We start from the raw sequence: 17,923 nt of genomic DNA, 5'->3' as shown, positions 1-17,923 counted from the left end.
CGGGCAGAGATTGCTATTGAATTGATAGCTGTCTGCGCTTGATGGACGAGCGGAAACGGCCATTTTTGTTCATACTTTCCCTGCCACAGTCACTCATCCCTCCAGCATCTCCACCCGCAGCGCCGCCACGGGCCCGGCCACGGCGGGGTGTGCGGCCAGCGCATGCACGGCCAGGTCCACGGTGCTTTGCGCCACCGCGTCCGTCAGCACCAGCACCTGCGGGCCCATGCCGTTGGGCGCGGTTTTTTCGCAGGCCAGCTCCACACGCGCCACCGGCACCTGCTGCGCCGCCAGCCAGGCGCCCACGGCCTCGATCTGCTGGGCCTGGTGCACGGGCACACGCAGGTAGTGGCGCGTGTGCACGGCGGCGCGCGGCAACACGGCCAGGTTGTCGTTGACCGCGTCGGCGTGAAACCCCAGGTGCGGCACCCGCTGCGCGGCCTCTGTGCCCTGCAGTCGTGCCACATCCACCAGGTCGGCAATCACGGCCGACGCGGTCTGCTCCGACCCCGCCCCCGCGCCGTAGTACATCGTCACGCCCGAGGCATCGCCCTTGACCATCACCGCGTTCATGGACCCGTTCACATGCGCCAGCAAATGCGTGGCGGGCACCAGCGCGGGCTGCACGCGCAGCTCCACCCCTTCGGTGTCACCTTCCTTGCGCCGCTTCGCCACGCCCAGCAGCTTGATGCGATAGCCCAGCTGCTCGGCGCAGGCCACGTCCAGGCCCTGCAGCGCGGTGATGCCCTCCACCTGCGCATCGGCAAAACGCACCGGCATGCCAAACGCATTGGCCGCTAGCAGCGAGATCTTGTGCGCCGCGTCCATGCCCTCGATGTCAAACGTCGGGTCGGCCTCGGCATAGCCCAGCGCCTGGGCCTGGGCCAATGCTTCGGCAAAGCCCACGCCTTCTTCGCGCATCTTGCTCAGGATGAAGTTGGTGGTGCCGTTGATGATGCCTGCCACCCACTCGATGCGGTTGGCCGTGAGGCCCTCGCGCAGCGCCTTCACGATGGGGATGCTCACCGCCACCGCGCCTTCGTACGCCACGGCCACGCCGTGCTGGCGCGCGGCGGCAAAGATCTCATTGCCGTGCTCGGCCAGCAGCGCCTTGTTGGCGGTGACCACATGCTTGCCCGCACGGATGGCGGCCAGCACCCAGTCGCGTGCGGGGCCGGTGCCGCCTGCGGCCTCCACCAGCACATCCACGTCGGGGTGCGTGGCGACCTGCATCGGGTCGTTGGTCAGGGCCACATCCTTGCCCACCACGCTCATCGCACGTGCCAGGCTGCGGGCGCAGACCACCACCATCTTGATGCCCCGCCCTGCGCGGCCTGCAATCAGCGCCTGGTTGCGCGCCAGCACGCGGAAGGTGCCTGCGCCCACGGTGCCAATGCCAATCATGCCCACGCGCAGAGGGCGCATGGCCGTGGCGGACGACGGCAACGATGGGGCTTCGAGGGACTGGACGGGATCGCGGTACATGGACTTCTCCGGCTAACGAACAAACAAAAAAACCCAGCTGCCAGAGCTGGGTTTCGTGCATTCGTCTTGGGGGAGAAGAGAGCGATCACCAGGTGGCTGCCGAAACGGCCACCTGCGCGTGCTCAGGTGGCCGCGGTGGTAATGGTGGTAATCATTCGTGCACCCAGTGCCCGCTGTTCACCATTGGCCCGCGTGAGTGCGGGCGGCATCATGCCCATGCCTTGGAAGGCAGCGGCGCGTGCGGTGGTGATAGGGAGGGAGGTGAACGACATGAAGGGCGCAGTGTACCGGATGCAGGCCGGGGCCTGTCAACCCGCCTTTACGCGCCTTTGTTGACCCGTGGCGTAACGGCCTCACCGGGCTTGGGTGGCCGCCACCCGCACCATGCGGATCGCATCGAACGGGCAGCGCACCGCGCACAGCGCACACCCGGTGCAGCCCGGCGCGTCGTGCAGGGTGGAGCACTTGGGGCCCCAGGGCCCCGTGCCCAACACTTGCAGCGACAGCACATGCGGCGGGCACACCGCCACACACCAGCCGCAGCCGGTGCAGCGCTGGGGGTTGATGGTGGGCAGGGCCTTGGGTGCGGTAGTGGTCATGGGGTGCCGTGTAGTGGGCAGTGTGCCGCCGGAACCTGCACTCCACAAGGCACAAGGCACACGCTACAGTGCCGCCATGAACGCAGAACCCAATTCCATCATCACCCGCCATCTGTTGATCACCGGCCATGTGCAGGGCGTGGGCTACCGCTGGTCCATGGTGCAGGCCGCATCACGCCTGGGCGTGACGGGATGGGTGCGCAACCGCCAGGATGGCCGCGTGGAAGCGTGCGCCTGGGGTCCGGAGCCTGCCGTGCGGGCCCTCATCGACTGGGCGCACCAGGGGCCGGAACATGCGCGTGTGGACCGCGTGGTGGTGGGCAATGTGCCCGATGGGGGCGAGGCCCCGCAGGGCTTCACTCAGCGCGAGACGGTGTAGCGCCCAGCTGCCGCAGCAACTCCATCGCCCCTGCCGGTGCCCGTTCCTTGGCGCCGTTGATGAAGTACACAAACACATCGCGTGACCACTCGCCGCTGGTCCAAGTGCGCACGCCCTGCGCCCATTGCGCAATCGCATCGGGCGTGTAGCCCGTGGGCACATCGGCCTGGCTGCGCATCAGCCGCAGGTAGGCAAAGTCGGCCTCAGCATCCGCGATGGCGGGAAACTGGTCGGAGTCGGTGTACACAGGCACGCAGCCATAGCGGCGCGCCAGCGCCACAAATGCTGGCGTCGCAAAACTCGGGTGGCGCACATCCAGCGCGTGGCGCAGCCTCAGGCCATCCACCTGCTGCGGCAGCAGGGCCAGAAAGGCCTCAAAGTCGCCCGGCTCAAACACCTTGGTCGGCATGAATTGCCACACGATGGGCCCGAGCTTGTCCTTCAGTTCCGAGATGCCACTGTCGACAAACCGTGCGATCGAATCGCCCGCCTCGGCCAGCACGCGCCGGTGCGTGGCAAAGCGGTTGGCCTTGAGTGAGAACACAAAGCCTTCGGGCGTTTCATCGCGCCACTTGGTAAAGGTGGGTGGTTTGAAGGTGCTGTAGTAGGTGCCGTTGACCTCGATCGCCGTGAGTTGTCGGCTGGCGTATTGCAGCTCCTTGCTGTGCGCCAGCCCTGCGGGGTAGAAGCTGCCGCGCCAGGGCTCGAAGGTCCAGCCGCCAATGCCAACGCAGATGCGTGGGGTGCTGTCGCTGGGCTCGCGGTTGCTGGCAGAGGTGTCCACGGTGCTGTCCTTCAGGAGTCCACGGACCGGTCACTGTAGCAGCGGCGTGCCTGGCAGCTCCACCCGCGCCTCCAGTCCCTGCGCGCCGTCCGCGCGCGGCCCCAGCACCAGGCGGCCGCCCAGGGCCTGGGCCAGCTCGTTCGCAATCGCCAGGCCCAGGCCGGTGCCGCCCGTGCCCCGGTTGCGCGAATCCTCCAGCCGCACATAGGGCTGCAGCACGGCGGCGAGGTCCGCCGGGGGGATGCCAGGCCCATGATCGATGACGCGCACCAGGCACTGGCCTGGCCTCTCCACCTCCAGCGTCAGCTCGGCGGCGCCTGCAAACTTGAGCGCGTTGTCCACCAGGTTGCACAGCAGGCGGCGCAGCGCCTGCGGGCGGGTGTCGCAGGTCACGTCCACGGCGTGCAGCAGCTGCACCGGCAGGCCCGCATCGGCGTAGTCGCACGCAATGCTCTCCACCAGCGCGCGCAGATCCACACGCTGCGGGGGCTCGCGCACGGCCTGGGATGAGCGTGCGTAGGCAATGCCCTCCTCCACCAGCGACTGCATCTCGGCCAGGTCGGCGTGCAGCTTGCCCTGCAGCACGGGGTCGTCCAGCAGGTCGGCGCGCAGGCGCAGCCGGGTGATGGGGGTCTGCAGGTCGTGCGAGACGGCGGCCAGGATCTGCATGCGCTCTTGCAGGTGCGCCTGAATGCGCTGCTGCATATGGTTGAAGGCAACGGCGGCGCGCACCACTTCGCGCGGGCCGTCTTCAACCAGCGGCACGGTGGGGCGGTCGGCGCCGAGCGCATCGGCCGCATCGGCCAGCGTGTTCAGGGGCCGCGTGGCTGCACGCACGGCCCAGGCGCACAGGCCCACCAGCAGCGCCAGCTGCAGCGCCAGCGCGCCCAGCACCCAGGGCGATATCTGCAGCCGGGGCTCGTCCATGTCCACGGCCAGGGGCGTACCGTCGGCTAGGCGCAGTTGCAGCCGCAGCTCGATGCCCGGCACATGGGGGTCGATCACCTGCACCGGGCGGTCAGTGGGCAGTGTGGCCGCCACAGCGCTGGCAACGAGGCGGGCCAGCTGGGACGGGTCGGCAGGTGCGTCCAGCGGTTCGGCCAGCGCAAAACGGTAGTTGCGGCGCGCCAACCGGTCCACCCACTGTGCGCGCTCGGTGGCAGGCAGCCGTTCCAGCATGGCGACCGAGCTGGCCACGTCGCTCGCGAAATACGACACCATGGCCCGTCGCATGGTCATGCTGCGCTCCGTAAACGCCAGCACAAAGGTCAGCGCATGCGCCAGCGCCAGGCCCAGCGCCAGCACCAGCAGGATGCGCCCGAACAGCGAGCGCGGCCACCCGCGCAGCGTCATGGCGCAGTCTCCTGGGGCGCTGGTGCAGCTTGCACATCGGCGCAGAACACATAGCCCTCGTTGCGCACGGTCTTGATGTAGCGCGAGCCGCGCGCACCATCGCCCAGCCGCTGGCGCACGCGGCTCACCAGCAGGTCGATGGAGCGGTCGAACACATCGGCATCGCGCCCCTGCGTGAGCTGCAGCAGCTGGTCGCGTGTGAGGATGCGCTGCGGGTGGTCCAGCAGCACGCGCAGCAGGCGGTACTCAGCGCCCGACAGCGCCACCACCGCGCCCGTGGCATCGAGCAAGTGGCGCGCCGTGGTGTCCAGCCGCCAGTCGCCAAACGCCAGCTGGCGCGCGGGCTCGGCTACGGCCAGGTTGGGCGGCAGCATGCGCGTGCGCCGCAGCACGGCGTGGATGCGCGCCAGCAGCTCGCGTGCGGCGAAGGGTTTGGTCAGGTAGTCGTCCGCACCCAGCTCCAGGCCCAGGATGCGGTCCGCTTCGTCGCTGCGTGCGGTAAGCATGATGATGGGCAGCGGCGGCGCGCCAGGGCTGCGCAGCTCGCGGCACAGCGCGATGCCGTCGGTGCCTGGCAGCATCAGGTCCAGCATCAGCAGGTCGATGCGCTGCGTGGCCAGCACCTCGCGCATTTGCCGCCCGTCGGCGGCCACACTCACCTGCAGGCCCTGGCGCTGCAGGTACTCGGCAGCCAGCTCGCGGATGCCGGCGTCGTCATCGACGATCAGGATGTGGTCGGGAGCGGGCGTCGTCATGGCGGCCATTGTCCGGGCTTTGGTGGTGCAGCGGTATGGGCTGGGTGGGCAGATATGTATCTCAACTTGTCTGCCCGGTGCATCGACAAGCGCGCATACCAAAAGCCCCTGGTCAGACAAATCGCCGATACCTGCGCTGGCTTCAATGTGGTCTTCCTGAACATCACGAGGACCTTGCCATGAAACCATCCATCGCCGTGGCCGCCTTGCTGGCCCTGGGCCTGGCGCACGCCGCCAGCGCGCAAGAGGCCACCAAGGCGCGGCCCACCGCTGCCGCACAACCCACATCCCAACCCACCTCTGAGCCTGTATCCCAGCCCAAGGCCCCTCTGGGCCGCTGGATCACCGAAAGCGGCAACCTGGAGGTGAACATCGCCCCGTGCAACGCTGGCGGGGGCAACACCCTGTGTGGCAAGGTGGTGCGTGTGCTGGTCAACCGCTCCATGAGCGCGCCGGGCACCGACATGGCGGCAGCCGACGCGCGGCCTGCACTGGGCATGATTCTGCTGTCGGGCCTGCGCGCAGCCGAAGGCGGCAACAGCGAATACCAGGGCGAGATCTACAACCGCGAGAACGCCAAGACCTACCGCGCCCACCTCACCCCGGCCGAGCCCGACCAGTTGCTGGTGCGCGCCTACGTGGGCATCCCGCTGTTTGGCAAGACACAGGTGTGGCGCCGCCCGGCCGCCGAGCACGGGGGCGCGCAATGACGATGGCCATCTCCACCACCTCACCCTGGCTGGCCGTGGCCGCCGGCATGCTCACCGTGGGCGCGCCCTGCGTGCTGCCCATGTTGCCGGTGGTGCTGGGTGCGTCGGTGGGCGGCGGTGGTGCTGCGCAGCGCACACGCCCGCTGTTCATCGCGCTGGGTTTTGCGCTGTCGTTCGCTGCGGTGGCGCTGCTGTTCAGCAGCTTCACGCAGGTGCTCGGTGTGTCGCAAGAAGGCCTGCGCCGGTTGGCCGCTCTGATGCTGCTGGTGTTTGGGCTGCTCACCGTGTGGCCCCGGCCGTTCCAGTGGCTCAGCCAATATGCGGGCGGCGTGCTCAGCCGCCTGGCCAGCCTGGGCATGGGCAGCGGGGGCGGCAACTGGGGCGGACTGCTGCTGGGCCTGAGCCTGGGCGCGGTCTGGACACCCTGCGCCGGGCCTGTGCTCGCCTCCATCCTCACCCTCATCGCCACCGAGCCACCGGGGGTGGGCACCGCCGTACTGCTGCTGGCGTATTCCACCGGCGCAGCACTGCCCATGCTGGCCATTGCCTACGGCGGCCAGGCTGCTGCCACCCACGTGCGCCGCATTGCGCGCCACGCGCACCGCGTGCAGCAGGTGTTTGGCGTGGTGGTTATTGCCGTCGCGCTGGCCATGCTGTGGGAGGTGGATGGGCAGATCACCGCCTGGCTCACGCAGTTTTATCCCTCGGGCTGGGGCGGCCTGTAAGGGGCGACACCCCACTCGATTGCAAGGAGCTTTCACCATGACATTGCACCCCTCTTCATCGCGCTTTTCCGAGCGCCGCACTTTCCTGGCGTCAATGGCCGCTGCGCTGGCCGCCCCTGGCTTGGCGTATGCAGCGGGCCCCGCCAGCCCCGCCGCAGCGTTGCCCGACCTGGGCGCTGCGCCCGAGTTCACCGGCATTGAGCGCTGGCTCAACTCCGAACCGCTGAGCCTGGCCCAGCTGCGCGGCCGCGTGGTGCTGGTGGACTTCTGGACGTACGCCTGCATCAACTGCATCCGCACCCTGCCCCATGTGAACCGCTGGGCCGAGCGGTACACGCCCCAGGGCCTCACGGTGGTGGGCGTGCATACGCCCGAGTTTCCGTTCGAGCGCTCGGCCAGCAACGTCGAAGCGGCCATGCGCCGCTACGGCGTGAAGCACCCCGTGGCCCAGGACAACCGCTACGGCACCTGGAAGGCCTACAGCAACCAGTACTGGCCTGCCACCTACCTCATCGATGCGCAGGGTCGCATTCGCTACAAGCACTTTGGCGAAGGCGAATACGAGCGCACCGAGAGCGTGATCCGCACGCTGCTGGCGGCCAGGGGCTGAGCCGCCCGATGGCTTCCGCCTCCTTGTTTGTTCTTCCCTTTCCTACAACTTTTTGACAGAGGTCTTTTCACCATGCGCCCCTTTCCTCGCCACCTGACCCACTCGTTTTCTGCCGTCGCCCTGGCCTGCACCCTGCTGGGCGCGGCCCCGGCCAGCCAGGCCCAGGCCCCGCAGCTACCGCAGCCGGATGCCACCCACCCCGTGACCCTGCAGCTGATGCAGGGCTTCCCCCCGGCGCCCGACAAGATCGTGCGGCTGGCCAACATCCTCAAGTACCCCAACGTGCGCTGGGCCGCGCAACACCTGCGCGAACTGGGGCCCACGGCCACCATCTGGCGCGGTGCTGCAGCGCCCAGCGCACTGCCCGCAGCGCCGCGTGCCCTGCCCGACACCCTGGCGTTTGCCGACGACAAGGGCGCGCCCACCACGCTGGCCGACTGGCAGAAAGCCACCTACACCGACGCCCTGCTGGTGCTGCACCGGGGCCGCGTGGTGTACGAGCGTTATCACATTGGCATGCAGCCCCAGCAGCCGCATGTGCTGTGGTCCATGAGCAAGTCGCTGGTGGGTCTGCTGGTGACCGAACTCATCCAGGAAGGCGCCATCGACGCTAACGCACTCATCCCGCGCTACCTGCCCGAGCTGGCCACCAGCGCCTGGGCCGATGCCACCGTGCAGCAGGCGCTGGACATGACCACCGGCGTGAAATACGCCGAGAACTTTGCCGACCCCACCTCGGGCGTGTTCCAGTACCTGGCCGCTGCCGGCCTGCAGCCCGCGCCCCCCGGCATCACCGTGGCCAAGAGCATGGCCGAGCACCTGCCCACCGTGCAGAAGGAAGGCGAGCACGGCACCGCGTTTGCCTACAAATCGGTGGACACGGAAGTTCTGGGCTGGCTGCTGCAGCGCGTCACCGGCAAGAGCTACGCCACGCTGTTGTCCGAGCGCATCTGGTCCAAGCTGGGCGCGCAGGAGGACGCGTATGTGTTTGCCGACGCCAACGGCGGCCAGTCCACCAGCGTGGGCGTGAACGCCACCCTGCGCGACCTGGGCCGCCTGGGCGAGATGCTGCGCTCCAACGGCCGCTTCAACGGGCAGCAGATCGTCTCGCCCGCCACCATTGCCGAGCTGCGCAAGGGCGCCGACCCCGCCAAGTTCAGCAAGGCCCCCGGCACCGCCATGCGCGCGGGCTACTCGTACCACAACCAGTGGTGGATTCCCCACGATGCCGATGGCAGCTTCGAAGCCAAGGGCCTGATGGGCCAGCACATCCACATCAACCCGGCGGCCGAGCTGGTGGTGGTGAAGCTCTCCACCCACCCCGTGCCCAACACCGCCTTCACCCACGCGCTGGACCGGCAAGCCTTTGCCGCACTGGCCAAGGCCGTGCGCTGAGCCTGCCCGCACGTAGTTGCTCCACCCTCATCGAGGACCGTTTCACCATGTCCCCCCAACCCTGGCTGGCCAGCTACGGCGCCATCCCTGCCCACATCGATCCCGACAGCCATCCCAGCATCGTGCACCTGCTGTGTGCCGCCATGCAGCGCTACGCGCACCGGCCAGCATTCACCTGCCTGGGCCAGACGCTGACCTATGCGCATGTAGACCAGCAATCCCGCGCGTTTGCGGCCTACCTGCAGAACGTGCTGAGCGTGCGCAAGGGCGACCGCATTGCCGTGATGTGCCCGAACCTGATGGCGTTTCCCATCGCCATGCTCGGCATTGCGCGCGCGGGCTGTGTGCAGGTCAATGTGAACCCCCTGTACACCCCGCGCGAGCTGGAGTACCAGCTCCAGGACGCAGGAGCGAGGGTGATGGTGATCTATGTAGGGTCTACTGCGACCCTGGCCGCCATCCAGGACCGGGTAGAGCTGCACAGCATCATCACCGTGGCGCCCGGCGACGGCACCGCAGCCGACCTGCCCGGGCCGCCGGTGGATGCGCACCTGCACACCACCACCTCGTTTGCGCGCGCCCTGGCCGAAGGCGCCACCTTGCCTTTTGCGCCGCCCGTACTGGAGGGAAGCGACCTGCTGTTCCTGCAGTACACCGGGGGCACCACAGGCCTGTCCAAGGGCGCCATGCTCACGCACCGCAACCTGGTGGCCAATGTGGAGCAGTTCAAGGCCTTCGTACCCGATGCCCTGCGCCCCGCGCAGGAGGTAGTCGTTACAGCCATTCCGCTGTATCACATCTTCGCGCTCATGGTGAACCTGGTCAGCTACTTTGCGGTGGGTGCACGCAACTGGCTGGTGCCCAACCCGCGCGACCTGGACGCGCTGATCGATGTGCTGAAGGCTGCGCGCCCCAGCGTGTTCATGGGCGTCAACACGCTGTATGCCGGGCTGGCGGGGCACCCCGGCACGCAGGGCGTGGATTTCTCCAACCTGCGGCTGGCGGGCGGCGGTGGCGCAGCCATCCTGCCCTCGGTATCCGCCCGCTGGCAGGCCATCACCGGCCAGTTCATCCGCGAAGGCTACGGCCTGAGCGAGACCAGCCCTGTGGTGGCCTTCAACCCCGCATCGGTCACTGCGTTCAGCGGCAGCACCGGCCTGCCCCTGCCCTCCACCGACGTGCGGCTGCTGGACGACCAGGGCCACCCCGTGCCCCTGGGCCAGCCCGGCGAGGTCTGCGTGAAAGGCCCCCAGGTCATGGGCGGCTACTGGCAGCAGCCCGAGGCCAACGCAGCCGCCTTCACGCCCGATGGCTACTTCCGCACCGGCGACATCGGCCAGCTGGACGAGCGCGGCTTCCTCAAGATCGTGGACCGCAAGAAGGACATGGTCATCGTCTCAGGCTTCAACGTCTTTCCCAACGAAGTTGAAGCCGTGGCCACCGCGTGCCCCGGCGTGCTGGAATGCGCCTGCATCGGCGTGCCGGACGAGAAAACGGGCGAGACACTGAGGCTGTATGTGGTGCGCGCGGCGGGCACTGCGCCACCGGTGGGTGCAGACCACATCGCAGCCCACTGCCGCGCCGCGCTCACCGCCTACAAGGTGCCCCGGCAGATCGTGTTTGTGGAGGCCCTGCCCAAGTCCAGCGTTGGCAAGATCTTGCGCCGCGAGCTGCGCGACATGGCATGAGCGCAGGGAGCGGCGGTTTCTGAGGCGGCGGGCTTGCGCAGATGAGAGGTGCGAGCCACCTCAGCGCGTGTGGGTTATCAGCCCCGCCGCTGCAAATCCCGCGCCCCATAGGCGCAGTAACCCGGCTTGGGGCTCTTCTTCTGCGGGTGCAGGCGGCAGGTCTCGGGCCGCTTGTCATACACCGTGCACAGCCGCGTTGTGGAGTCGAGAAAGTTGCAGTCCCCACTCGCCCGCCGCGCCATCGTGAAGATCGCGTTCTTGTGGTTGAAGTGGTCGATCAGCCGCGCCTTTTGCAGCCGCTTGGCAATGTGGCGGATTTCCTCATGCTCGGCCTCGAACGGGTCCACCAGTTCCAGCCGCACCAGGTCCGACAGCTGGACCTCCAGCGGCATGGTGCAGCAGTTGGCCGCGCAGGTGTCGCACAGGCCTGGGCGGTAGCGGGTCCAGGTGTCCAGGCGGTCTACGTCAACGATGGAGATGGGGGAGCGCATGGGGGTGAGGCAAATGGCGTGCGGCGTGCGGTAGGACTAAGAAAAGCTAGCGCGATATGTGACAGGGTCCAGGTCACAGTGCTGATCCAGTGCGCCCTTCAAAGAGAACAACTTTGGAGTCTGCCGAAATTCAAACAGGCGGCATAGGGTGAAGTCAGTACCCGCGTTTCGGGAGAAATGCAATTCATTCTTGGATATGAAAAACGGTGTGTCCTTGCCAAACGCAGTGGTTTTCACTTCAATGAATCGCTCGCGACCATTCGCATCGAAAGACAGGATGTCGTAGCCAAGGCCATCCCCCTTTGTTTGCGAGACATGCTCCACCCGTTCAGCCAAATCGCGCTTGCCGATATGCGCCAGTCTCCATTGCTCGTACCGAAAAACGAACTCTTCGCCAGCTTGACCTAACGAGCGATTGCGGGACTCGATCGCAAGGTAGTCCCGTTTGACGGGTGGGTTGCCGTAGTGTGGACTTGTCTCGCCGACACGATGTTGCTTTAGCGGCGCTTTGGTTTCAACTCTGGAGAAATCGATAATTTCCGGGGGTACTGCTGGCAGGTGCGCAGCCGCAAGCGCCAGTGAATCCAGGGCAGTGGACTGGTCAACTTGTAGCTCCACTACTTCACGCAGCAGACGTTGGTAGTTGGCTCGTGGTTGATATCCGCGCAGATACGGGCAACCCAGATGGATCAGCACTGCGCTGATATTGCAGTGCTTGAATTCAACAGAACCTTCGGAGCGGCCATTGAGCTTTTCAAGCAAGACGCGACGGTGCGCAGCCTTGCTGTAGGTCTGACCAGCCAGTTCAAGACTGAGCATCTTGAGGTAGTCGGCAACAACCACCTCAACCTCGGCCCGAGACCAGTCCATGGCTGGTTTAACCAAGTTGGCTAGCTACATCAAACGTCAATATTTCCCGCCCGCAGCGCATTCGTCTCAATGAAATCCCGGCGCGGCTCCACCTCATCCCCCATCAGCATCGTGAACACCCGATCCGCCTCGATCGCATCGTCAATCTGCACGCGCAGCAGGCGGCGCACATTGGGGTCCATCGTTGTTTCCCAGAGCTGCTCGGGGTTCATTTCGCCCAGGCCCTTGTAGCGCTGGCGGCTGGTGGTGCGTTCGGCTTCGCTGATGAGCCACTTCATGGCCTGGCGGAAGTCGCTGACCTTTTCTTCCTTCTGCTTGTCGCCTTCGCCGCGCAGGGCCTTGGCGCCCTCGCCCAGCAGGCCACGGAAGGTGTCGGCGGCTTCGGCCAGAGCGGCGTAGTCGGCGCCGTGCACAAAGTCTTGCGTGATGACGCTGCTCTTGACGTTGCCGTGGTGGCGGCGGCTGATGCGCAGGATGGGTTTGTCGGTGCGGGCGTCGAACTCACCCGCCACTTCGGCGGGGGTGCCGGTGGTGTTCAGCTCGCGCAGCTTGATCTGCAGGGCCACGGCGCTGGCTTCGGCCTCGGCCACGGTGTCGAGCTTCAGGCTCACGCCGTCGGCCACGGCGCGCAGGGCTTCCTGGTCCATGAAGTTGGACAGGCGGTGGATCACGCTCTCGGCCACCTGGTGCTTGCGCGCCAGTTCGGCCAGGGTGTCGCCCGCCAGCACTTGCGGGTTGGCGCCGCCGGTACTCACGCTCGCGTGGTTCAGCGCAATGCGCAGCAAGAAGCCGTCGAGCGCGGGGCCGTCTTTGAGGTACAGCTCTTCCTTGCCCGCCTTCACCTTGTACAGCGGCGGCTGGGCGATGTAGATGTGGCCGCGCTCGACCAGCTCGGGCATCTGGCGGTAGAAGAAGGTCAGCAGCAGGGTGCGGATGTGGGCGCCGTCCACGTCGGCGTCGGTCATGATGATGATGCGGTGGTAGCGCAGCTTGGCCACGTCGAAGTCATCACCCCCGGTGGTGCCACCGGCTTTGCCGATGCCGGTGCCCAGGGCCGTGATCAGCGTAAGGATTTCGTTGCTGGTCAGCAGCTTTTCGTAGCGGGCCTTTTCCACGTTCAGGATCTTGCCGCGCAGGGGCAGGATGGCCTGGAATTTGCGGTCGCGGCCCTGCTTGGCAGAGCCTCCAGCGGAGTCACCCTCGACGATATAGATCTCGCACATCGCGGGGTCTTTTTCCTGGCAGTCGGCCAGCTTGCCGGGCAGGCCCATGCCGTCGAGCACGCCCTTGCGGCGCGTCATTTCGCGGGCCTTGCGCGCGGCCTCGCGGGCGCGGGCGGCTTCCACGATCTTGCCGCAGATGATCTTGGCGTCGTTGGGCTTTTCCTGCAGGTAGTCGGTGAGCAGCTTGCCCACGATGTCTTCCACCGGCGCGCGCACTTCGCTCGACACCAGCTTGTCCTTGGTCTGGCTGCTGAACTTGGGCTCGGGCACCTTCACGCTCAGCACGCAGCACAGGCCTTCGCGCATGTCGTCGCCGGTGACTTCGACCTTGGCCTTCTTGGCCAGCTCGTTTTCTTCGATGTACTTGTTGATGACGCGGGTCATCGCGGCGCGCAGGCCGGTCAGGTGGGTGCCGCCGTCACGCTGGGGAATGTTGTTGGTGAAGCACAGCACTTGCTCGGTGTACGCGCTGTTCCACTGCATGGCGACTTCGACGCCGATGTGCGTGCCGGGGATGCCGCCATACGTTTCGGCCGGGCGTTCACCGGCTGCGTAGAACGAGGTGGGGTGCAACACCGTCTTGCCTTTGTTGATGAACTCGACAAAGCCGCGCACGCCACCCGCACCGGAGAAGTCGTCTTCCTTGCCGCTGCGCTCGTCTTTCAGGCGAATGCGCACGCCGTTGTTCAAAAAGGAGAGTTCGCGCAGGCGCTTGGCCAGGATCTCGTAGTGGAAGTCGTTGTTCTCTTTGAAGATTTCCGTATCGGGCAGGAAGTGCACCTCGGTGCCGCGCTTTTCGGTCTCGCCGGTCACCTTCATGGGGCTGACTTCAAAGCCGTCCACGGTGGACAGCAGGCGGTCTTGCACAAAGCCGCGTGCAAATTCGATCTGGTGCACCTTGCCTTCGCGGCGCACGGTCAGGCGCAGCCATTTGCTGAGCGCGTTCACGCAGCTCACGCCCACGCCGTGCAGGCCGCCGGACACCTTGTAGCTGTTCTGGTTGAACTTGCCGCCCGCGTGCAGCTCGGTCAGGGCAATTTCGGCGGCACTGCGCTTGGGCTCGTGCTTGTCGTCCATCTTCACGCCGGTGGGGATGCCCCGGCCGTTGTCGGTGACGCTGATGGAGTTGTCGGTGTGGATGGTGACGACGATGTCGTCGCAGTGGCCGGCCAGGGCTTCGTCGATGGAGTTGTCGACCACCTCGAACACCAGATGGTGCAGGCCGGTGCCGTCACTCGTGTCGCCGATGTACATGCCGGGGCGCTTGCGCACGGCCTCCAGCCCTTCAAGGATGGTGATGGCGCCTTCGCCATAGCTTTCGCTCGCACCGGCCTGGTTGGTGTCGATCTTGTTGGGAACAGGCTCACCCGTGCCGGTAGGTTCTTGCTCGGGCAGGTTGTTGTCAGCGGTCATGGTGGGCCTTGGGGTCCGTGGAAACCGGTGGGTTTCCAATAGTTTCAATGGTCAAATTGGGCTCTACCGCCTATCCAGTAAGCGCTAGTAGCTATCAATACGATAGTAAACAGGGTTCGGCTGCGTGGCTGTGCGGCAGGTGGGAGGGGTCGCCTCAGATGCGCATGGGCATCACCACATACTTGAAGCTGTCGTTGTCGGGGATGGTCATCAGCGCAGAGCTGTTGCCGTCCGACAGCTCCACCTTCACCATGTCCTGGCCCATGTTGGCCAGGGCGTCGATGAGGTAGGTCACGTTGAAGCCGATTTCGATGGTGTCGCCACCGTAGTCGATGTCGAGCTCGTCCACGGCCTCCTCCTGCTCGGCGTTGTTGGACGCCACGCGCAGGGTGCCGGGCTCCAGGTTCAGGCGCACGCCCTTGAACTTGTCGCTGGTCATGATGGCGGTGCGCTGCAGGCTGGCCAGCAGCGGCGCGCGGCCGAGCGTGATGCTGTTCTTGTGGTTCTTGGGGATCACGCGGTTGTAGTCGGGGAACTTGCCCTCGACCAGCTTGGTGACGAACTCCATGCCGCCAAAGGTGAACTTCGCCTGGTTGTTGGCAAACTGCATCTCGATGTGGGGCTGGTTTTCGCCGCCCGCGTCACTCAGCAGGCGCTGCAGCTCAATCACAGTCTTGCGCGGCAGGATGACTTCCTGCTTGGGCACTTCCACATCCAGCGTGGCGCTGGCAAACGCCAGGCGGTGGCCGTCGGTGGCGACCAGGCTGAGCTGCTTGCCTTCGGCCACGAAGAGGATGCCGTTCAAGTAATAGCGGATGTCCTGCACGGCCATCGCAAACGACACCTGGCCCAGCAGGTCCTTCAGCGTCTTTTGGGGCACGGCAAACACGGGGCCGAAGGCGGCGGATTCCTGTACCAGCGGGAAGTCTTCGGCGGGCAGGCTTTGCAGCGTGAAGCGGCTCTTGCCACCCTTGAGCACCAGCTTGGACTGCTGCGACTCCAGGCTCACGGTCTGGTCGCCGGGCATGGTGCGCAGGATGTCGATGAGCTTGCGCGCACCCACGGTGGTGGTGAAGTCGCCGGTGTCGCCGCCCAGCTCGGCGGTGGTGCGGATCTGGATTTCGAGGTCGCTGGTCGTCAGCTGCAGGGCATTGCCCGTCTTGCGGATCAGCACATTGGCCAGGATGGGCAGCGTGTGCCGGCGCTCGACGATGCCAGCCACGGACTGCAGTACCGCGAGAACCTTGTCTTGTGTTGCCTTCAGGACGATCATGTCTTCAACCTCTTGTGGTTTTTGGAACGGAGCTTGGACAGCGGCACGGGTTGTGCCTCCCCCTGCTGCACAACCCATCATTTTGCCCCTTAAAGGGGCCTTTTCTCTGGGGCACCTCGATCACGCAGGTTCAGCCCTTGAGCGTTTGCTCCAGCACATGCAACTGCTGGTTCAGCTCGGTCAGCTGCTGGCGTTCGCCCGAAATCTTGCGCACCGCGTGCAAAACCGTGGTGTGGTCGCGCCCGCCGAACAATTCTCCGATCTCCGGAAGGCTCTTTTGCGTCAGCTCCTTGGCCAGGTACATCGCAATCTGTCGCGGGCGGGCAATGCTGGCCGGGCGCTTCTTGCTGTACATGTCGGCGACCTTGATCTTGTAATAGTCGGCCACCGTCTTCTGGATGTTTTCCACAGAAATCTGCCGGTTCTGGATGGACAGCAGATCACGCAGCGCCTCGCGGGCGAGCTGGATCGAGATTTCCTTCTGGTTGAAGCGCGAATACGCCAGGATCTTGCGCAGTGCGCCTTCCAACTCGCGCACGTTGGAGCGCACGTTCTTGGCGACGAAGAAGGCGACCTCTTCGGGCATCTCGGTGCCTTCGGCGCGGGCCTTGTTGATCAGAATCGCCACGCGCATTTCCAGCTCGGGCGGTTCCAGCGCCACCGTCAGGCCCGAATCGAAGCGCGACACCAGGCGGTCGTGGATGTTGGTCAGGCCCTTGGGGTAGGTGTCCGACGTCATCACGATGTGGCTCTTCTTGGTCAGCAAGGCCTCGAACGCATTGAAGAATTCTTCCTGCGTGCGGTCCTTGTTGGCAAAGAACTGCACATCGTCGATGAGCAGCAGGTCCAGCGAGTGGTAGCGTTCCTTGAACTCGTCGAAGGTGCGGCGCTGGTAGGCCTTAACCACATCCGACACGAACTGCTCCGCATGGATGTAGAGAACTTTGGCGTCGGGCTTGTCCTGCAGCAGGCGGTTACCCACAGCGTGCATCAGGTGGGTCTTGCCCAGACCCACCCCGCCGTAGATGAACAACGGGTTGTACAGGTGCCCGGGCATGCCCGCCACGTGCATGGCGGCCGAGCGGGCCATGCGGTTGGCCGTGCCCTCCACCAGGGTCTCGAACGTGAGCGCGGCATTCAGCCGGTTACGGAAGGCGCCGGCCGGGGCCTCGTCGATGCTGGCGGCCGGGGATTCTGCCGGTGCCGGGGCGCTGGAGGGTTCGGGCGACGCGGGGCGCACATAAGTACGGGTAACGGATTCCCGCTGAGCGAGCGCTAACTCCAGCGAGACCGGCTGGCCGTACAGGCCCTCCAGCAGGGAGGCGATGCGGCCTGCGTACTGGGCACGGATCCAGTCCAGCTTGAAGCGGTTGGCCACCAGCAGGGTGACCTTGGAGAAATCCTCGGCCACCTGGGCGACCAGGGGCTTGATCCAGGTGTTGAATTGTTGTTCCGGCAGGTCTTGCGCCAGTTGTTCTACGCAGGCTTGCCACAGGCCTTGGCCGGCATCGGCTCCGGGGGATGGCTGGGCGCTGCGGGTGGGTTCCTCGGTCATTTATCGGGAATTCTTGTTGTGGATAGGAGGAACGGTGCTGGGCGGCGGATTGTAGCTTGTCAAGGAGTTATCCACATTTTGGTGGCTGCTGTCATCGGGGGATTCCGGGGTTGATGGACTGGCATCCTTGGGGTGTCAAAACGGGCACCTGGTGATCGTCGAAGGCCCGCTTGGCGCGGGGCGAAAGGAGCTGTGTTGGCTCCGCCGGGCGGCTTGCGGATAGGCCTGCCAGCCGAAAGGCATTGCCAGAGGGCCACAAGCCTGCGATAATTTTGGGTTTCCCTGAATGTGTTCAGGGTGATTTGACCCGGCGCGCCGTTATTTCTGCTTCTGTTTGGCTGGTTTTCAGCTGGGCAAGGCAGGGGTTCAAGAGCAGCAGTCCGGAACTGAACCTCAAGGAATAGCACCATGAAACGTACTTACCAGCCCTCCAAGACGCGCCGCGCGCGCACCCACGGTTTCCTCGTCCGCATGAAGACCCGCGGCGGCCGTGCCGTTATCAACGCACGCCGCGCCAAGGGCCGCAAGCGCCTGGCCGTCTAAGGCCGTCCCGGTCTACGGTCTGCTCCCCGCCTGCCCCCGGTTTGTACCGTCAGGTTCCAAACGGGGTGCCTG

Annotated in this window: 18 protein-coding genes; 7 read left to right on the top strand and 11 right to left on the bottom strand. The window is 65.8% G+C overall.

Features of this window, described 5'->3' with window-relative positions; translation table 11 throughout:
• Positions 1–93 precede the first annotated feature (93 nt).
• From AC07Z7_RS00435 to AC07Z7_RS00425, 3 genes are all read right to left on the bottom strand, one after another.
• Entirely contained in the window at positions 94–1,485 is a 1,392-nt protein-coding gene (locus AC07Z7_RS00435) for a homoserine dehydrogenase (RefSeq protein ID WP_494764937.1), read from the bottom strand.
• 122 nt (positions 1,486–1,607) lie between these two features.
• Positions 1,608–1,757, bottom strand: coding sequence for a hypothetical protein (locus tag AC07Z7_RS00430; RefSeq protein ID WP_156358827.1), 150 nt, complete (start codon positions 1,755–1,757; stop codon positions 1,608–1,610).
• Positions 1,758–1,838: 81 nt separating this feature from the next.
• Positions 1,839–2,084 (bottom strand): ATP-binding protein, encoded by a 246-nt coding sequence (locus tag AC07Z7_RS00425; RefSeq protein ID WP_252659982.1) that lies wholly within the window; start codon positions 2,082–2,084, stop codon positions 1,839–1,841.
• 76 nt (positions 2,085–2,160) lie between these two features.
• Between AC07Z7_RS00425 and AC07Z7_RS00420 the strand changes: the two genes are divergently transcribed.
• Positions 2,161–2,463: an acylphosphatase gene (locus AC07Z7_RS00420; RefSeq protein ID WP_494764936.1), complete on the top strand. Its 303-nt coding sequence runs from the start codon at positions 2,161–2,163 to the stop codon at positions 2,461–2,463.
• Here AC07Z7_RS00420 and AC07Z7_RS00415 read toward each other — a convergent pair.
• The 3 genes from AC07Z7_RS00415 to AC07Z7_RS00405 are packed head-to-tail and all read right to left on the bottom strand — an operon-like array spanning position 2,441 to position 5,355.
• On the bottom strand, positions 2,441–3,247 hold the full coding sequence (locus AC07Z7_RS00415) for a DUF72 domain-containing protein (protein ID WP_494764935.1): 807 nt from the start codon (positions 3,245–3,247) through the stop codon (positions 2,441–2,443). The genes AC07Z7_RS00420 and AC07Z7_RS00415 overlap by 23 nt on opposite strands.
• A gap of 30 nt (positions 3,248–3,277) precedes the next feature.
• Entirely contained in the window at positions 3,278–4,600 is a 1,323-nt protein-coding gene (locus tag AC07Z7_RS00410; RefSeq protein WP_494764934.1) for an ATP-binding protein, read from the bottom strand.
• Positions 4,597–5,355: a response regulator gene (locus AC07Z7_RS00405; protein ID WP_494764933.1), complete on the bottom strand. Its 759-nt coding sequence runs from the start codon at positions 5,353–5,355 to the stop codon at positions 4,597–4,599. The genes AC07Z7_RS00410 and AC07Z7_RS00405 overlap by 4 nt, the downstream gene beginning before the upstream one ends.
• A gap of 179 nt (positions 5,356–5,534) precedes the next feature.
• Here AC07Z7_RS00405 and AC07Z7_RS00400 point away from each other — a divergent pair, with 179 nt between their 5' ends.
• The 5 genes from AC07Z7_RS00400 (at position 5,535) to AC07Z7_RS00380 (ending at position 10,483) form a co-directional block, all read left to right on the top strand.
• Positions 5,535–6,065, top strand: a complete 531-nt coding sequence (locus AC07Z7_RS00400) for a DUF2147 domain-containing protein (protein WP_494764932.1) — start codon at positions 5,535–5,537, stop codon at positions 6,063–6,065.
• Positions 6,062–6,790 carry a cytochrome c biogenesis CcdA family protein gene (locus AC07Z7_RS00395; RefSeq protein ID WP_494764931.1) on the top strand — a complete coding sequence of 243 codons (729 nt, stop codon included), beginning with the start codon at positions 6,062–6,064 and terminating at the stop codon, positions 6,788–6,790. Before AC07Z7_RS00400 ends, AC07Z7_RS00395 begins: the two co-directional genes overlap by 4 nt.
• A 37-nt stretch (positions 6,791–6,827) precedes the next feature.
• Positions 6,828–7,400 (top strand): thioredoxin family protein, encoded by a 573-nt coding sequence (locus tag AC07Z7_RS00390; RefSeq protein ID WP_494764930.1) that lies wholly within the window; start codon positions 6,828–6,830, stop codon positions 7,398–7,400.
• A gap of 72 nt (positions 7,401–7,472) precedes the next feature.
• Positions 7,473–8,795: a serine hydrolase domain-containing protein gene (locus AC07Z7_RS00385; RefSeq protein ID WP_494764929.1), complete on the top strand. Its 1,323-nt coding sequence runs from the start codon at positions 7,473–7,475 to the stop codon at positions 8,793–8,795.
• 47 nt (positions 8,796–8,842) lie between these two features.
• The gene (locus AC07Z7_RS00380; protein WP_494764928.1) at positions 8,843–10,483 is read left to right on the top strand and encodes an AMP-binding protein; all 1,641 of its coding nucleotides are present in this window, start codon (positions 8,843–8,845) and stop codon (positions 10,481–10,483) included.
• 77 nt (positions 10,484–10,560) lie between these two features.
• On the opposite strand, the gene AC07Z7_RS00375 is transcribed toward AC07Z7_RS00380, so the two are convergent.
• The 5 genes from AC07Z7_RS00375 to dnaA all read right to left on the bottom strand — a co-directional run bounded on the left by AC07Z7_RS00375 (position 10,561) and on the right by dnaA (position 17,308).
• Entirely contained in the window at positions 10,561–10,974 is a 414-nt protein-coding gene (locus AC07Z7_RS00375; RefSeq protein WP_494764927.1) for a YkgJ family cysteine cluster protein, read from the bottom strand.
• Positions 10,975–11,010: 36 nt separating this feature from the next.
• The gene (locus AC07Z7_RS00370) at positions 11,011–11,844 is read right to left on the bottom strand and encodes a protein NO VEIN domain-containing protein (RefSeq protein WP_494764926.1); all 834 of its coding nucleotides are present in this window, start codon (positions 11,842–11,844) and stop codon (positions 11,011–11,013) included.
• Positions 11,845–11,873: 29 nt separating this feature from the next.
• On the bottom strand, positions 11,874–14,480 hold the full coding sequence (gene gyrB / locus AC07Z7_RS00365; protein ID WP_494764925.1) for a DNA topoisomerase (ATP-hydrolyzing) subunit B: 2,607 nt from the start codon (positions 14,478–14,480) through the stop codon (positions 11,874–11,876).
• Between the two features lie 154 nt (positions 14,481–14,634).
• On the bottom strand, positions 14,635–15,753 hold the full coding sequence (gene dnaN / locus AC07Z7_RS00360; protein ID WP_063461436.1) for a DNA polymerase III subunit beta: 1,119 nt from the start codon (positions 15,751–15,753) through the stop codon (positions 14,635–14,637).
• 130 nt (positions 15,754–15,883) lie between these two features.
• The gene (dnaA, locus tag AC07Z7_RS00355) at positions 15,884–17,308 is read right to left on the bottom strand and encodes a chromosomal replication initiator protein DnaA (protein WP_252659957.1); all 1,425 of its coding nucleotides are present in this window, start codon (positions 17,306–17,308) and stop codon (positions 15,884–15,886) included.
• Positions 17,309–17,716: 408 nt separating this feature from the next.
• On the opposite strand from dnaA, the gene rpmH reads away from it, so the two are divergent.
• A complete protein-coding gene (gene rpmH / locus AC07Z7_RS00350) occupies positions 17,717–17,851 on the top strand; it encodes a 50S ribosomal protein L34 (RefSeq protein WP_005798102.1) in 135 nt (44 codons plus the stop codon).
• Positions 17,852–17,923: the final 72 nt, after the last annotated feature.

Source organism: Acidovorax sp. GW101-11A03 (genome assembly GCF_059424825.1).
The sequence above is the reverse complement of the archived record's forward strand: the minus strand, read 5'-3'. Positions and strand labels throughout refer to the sequence as shown.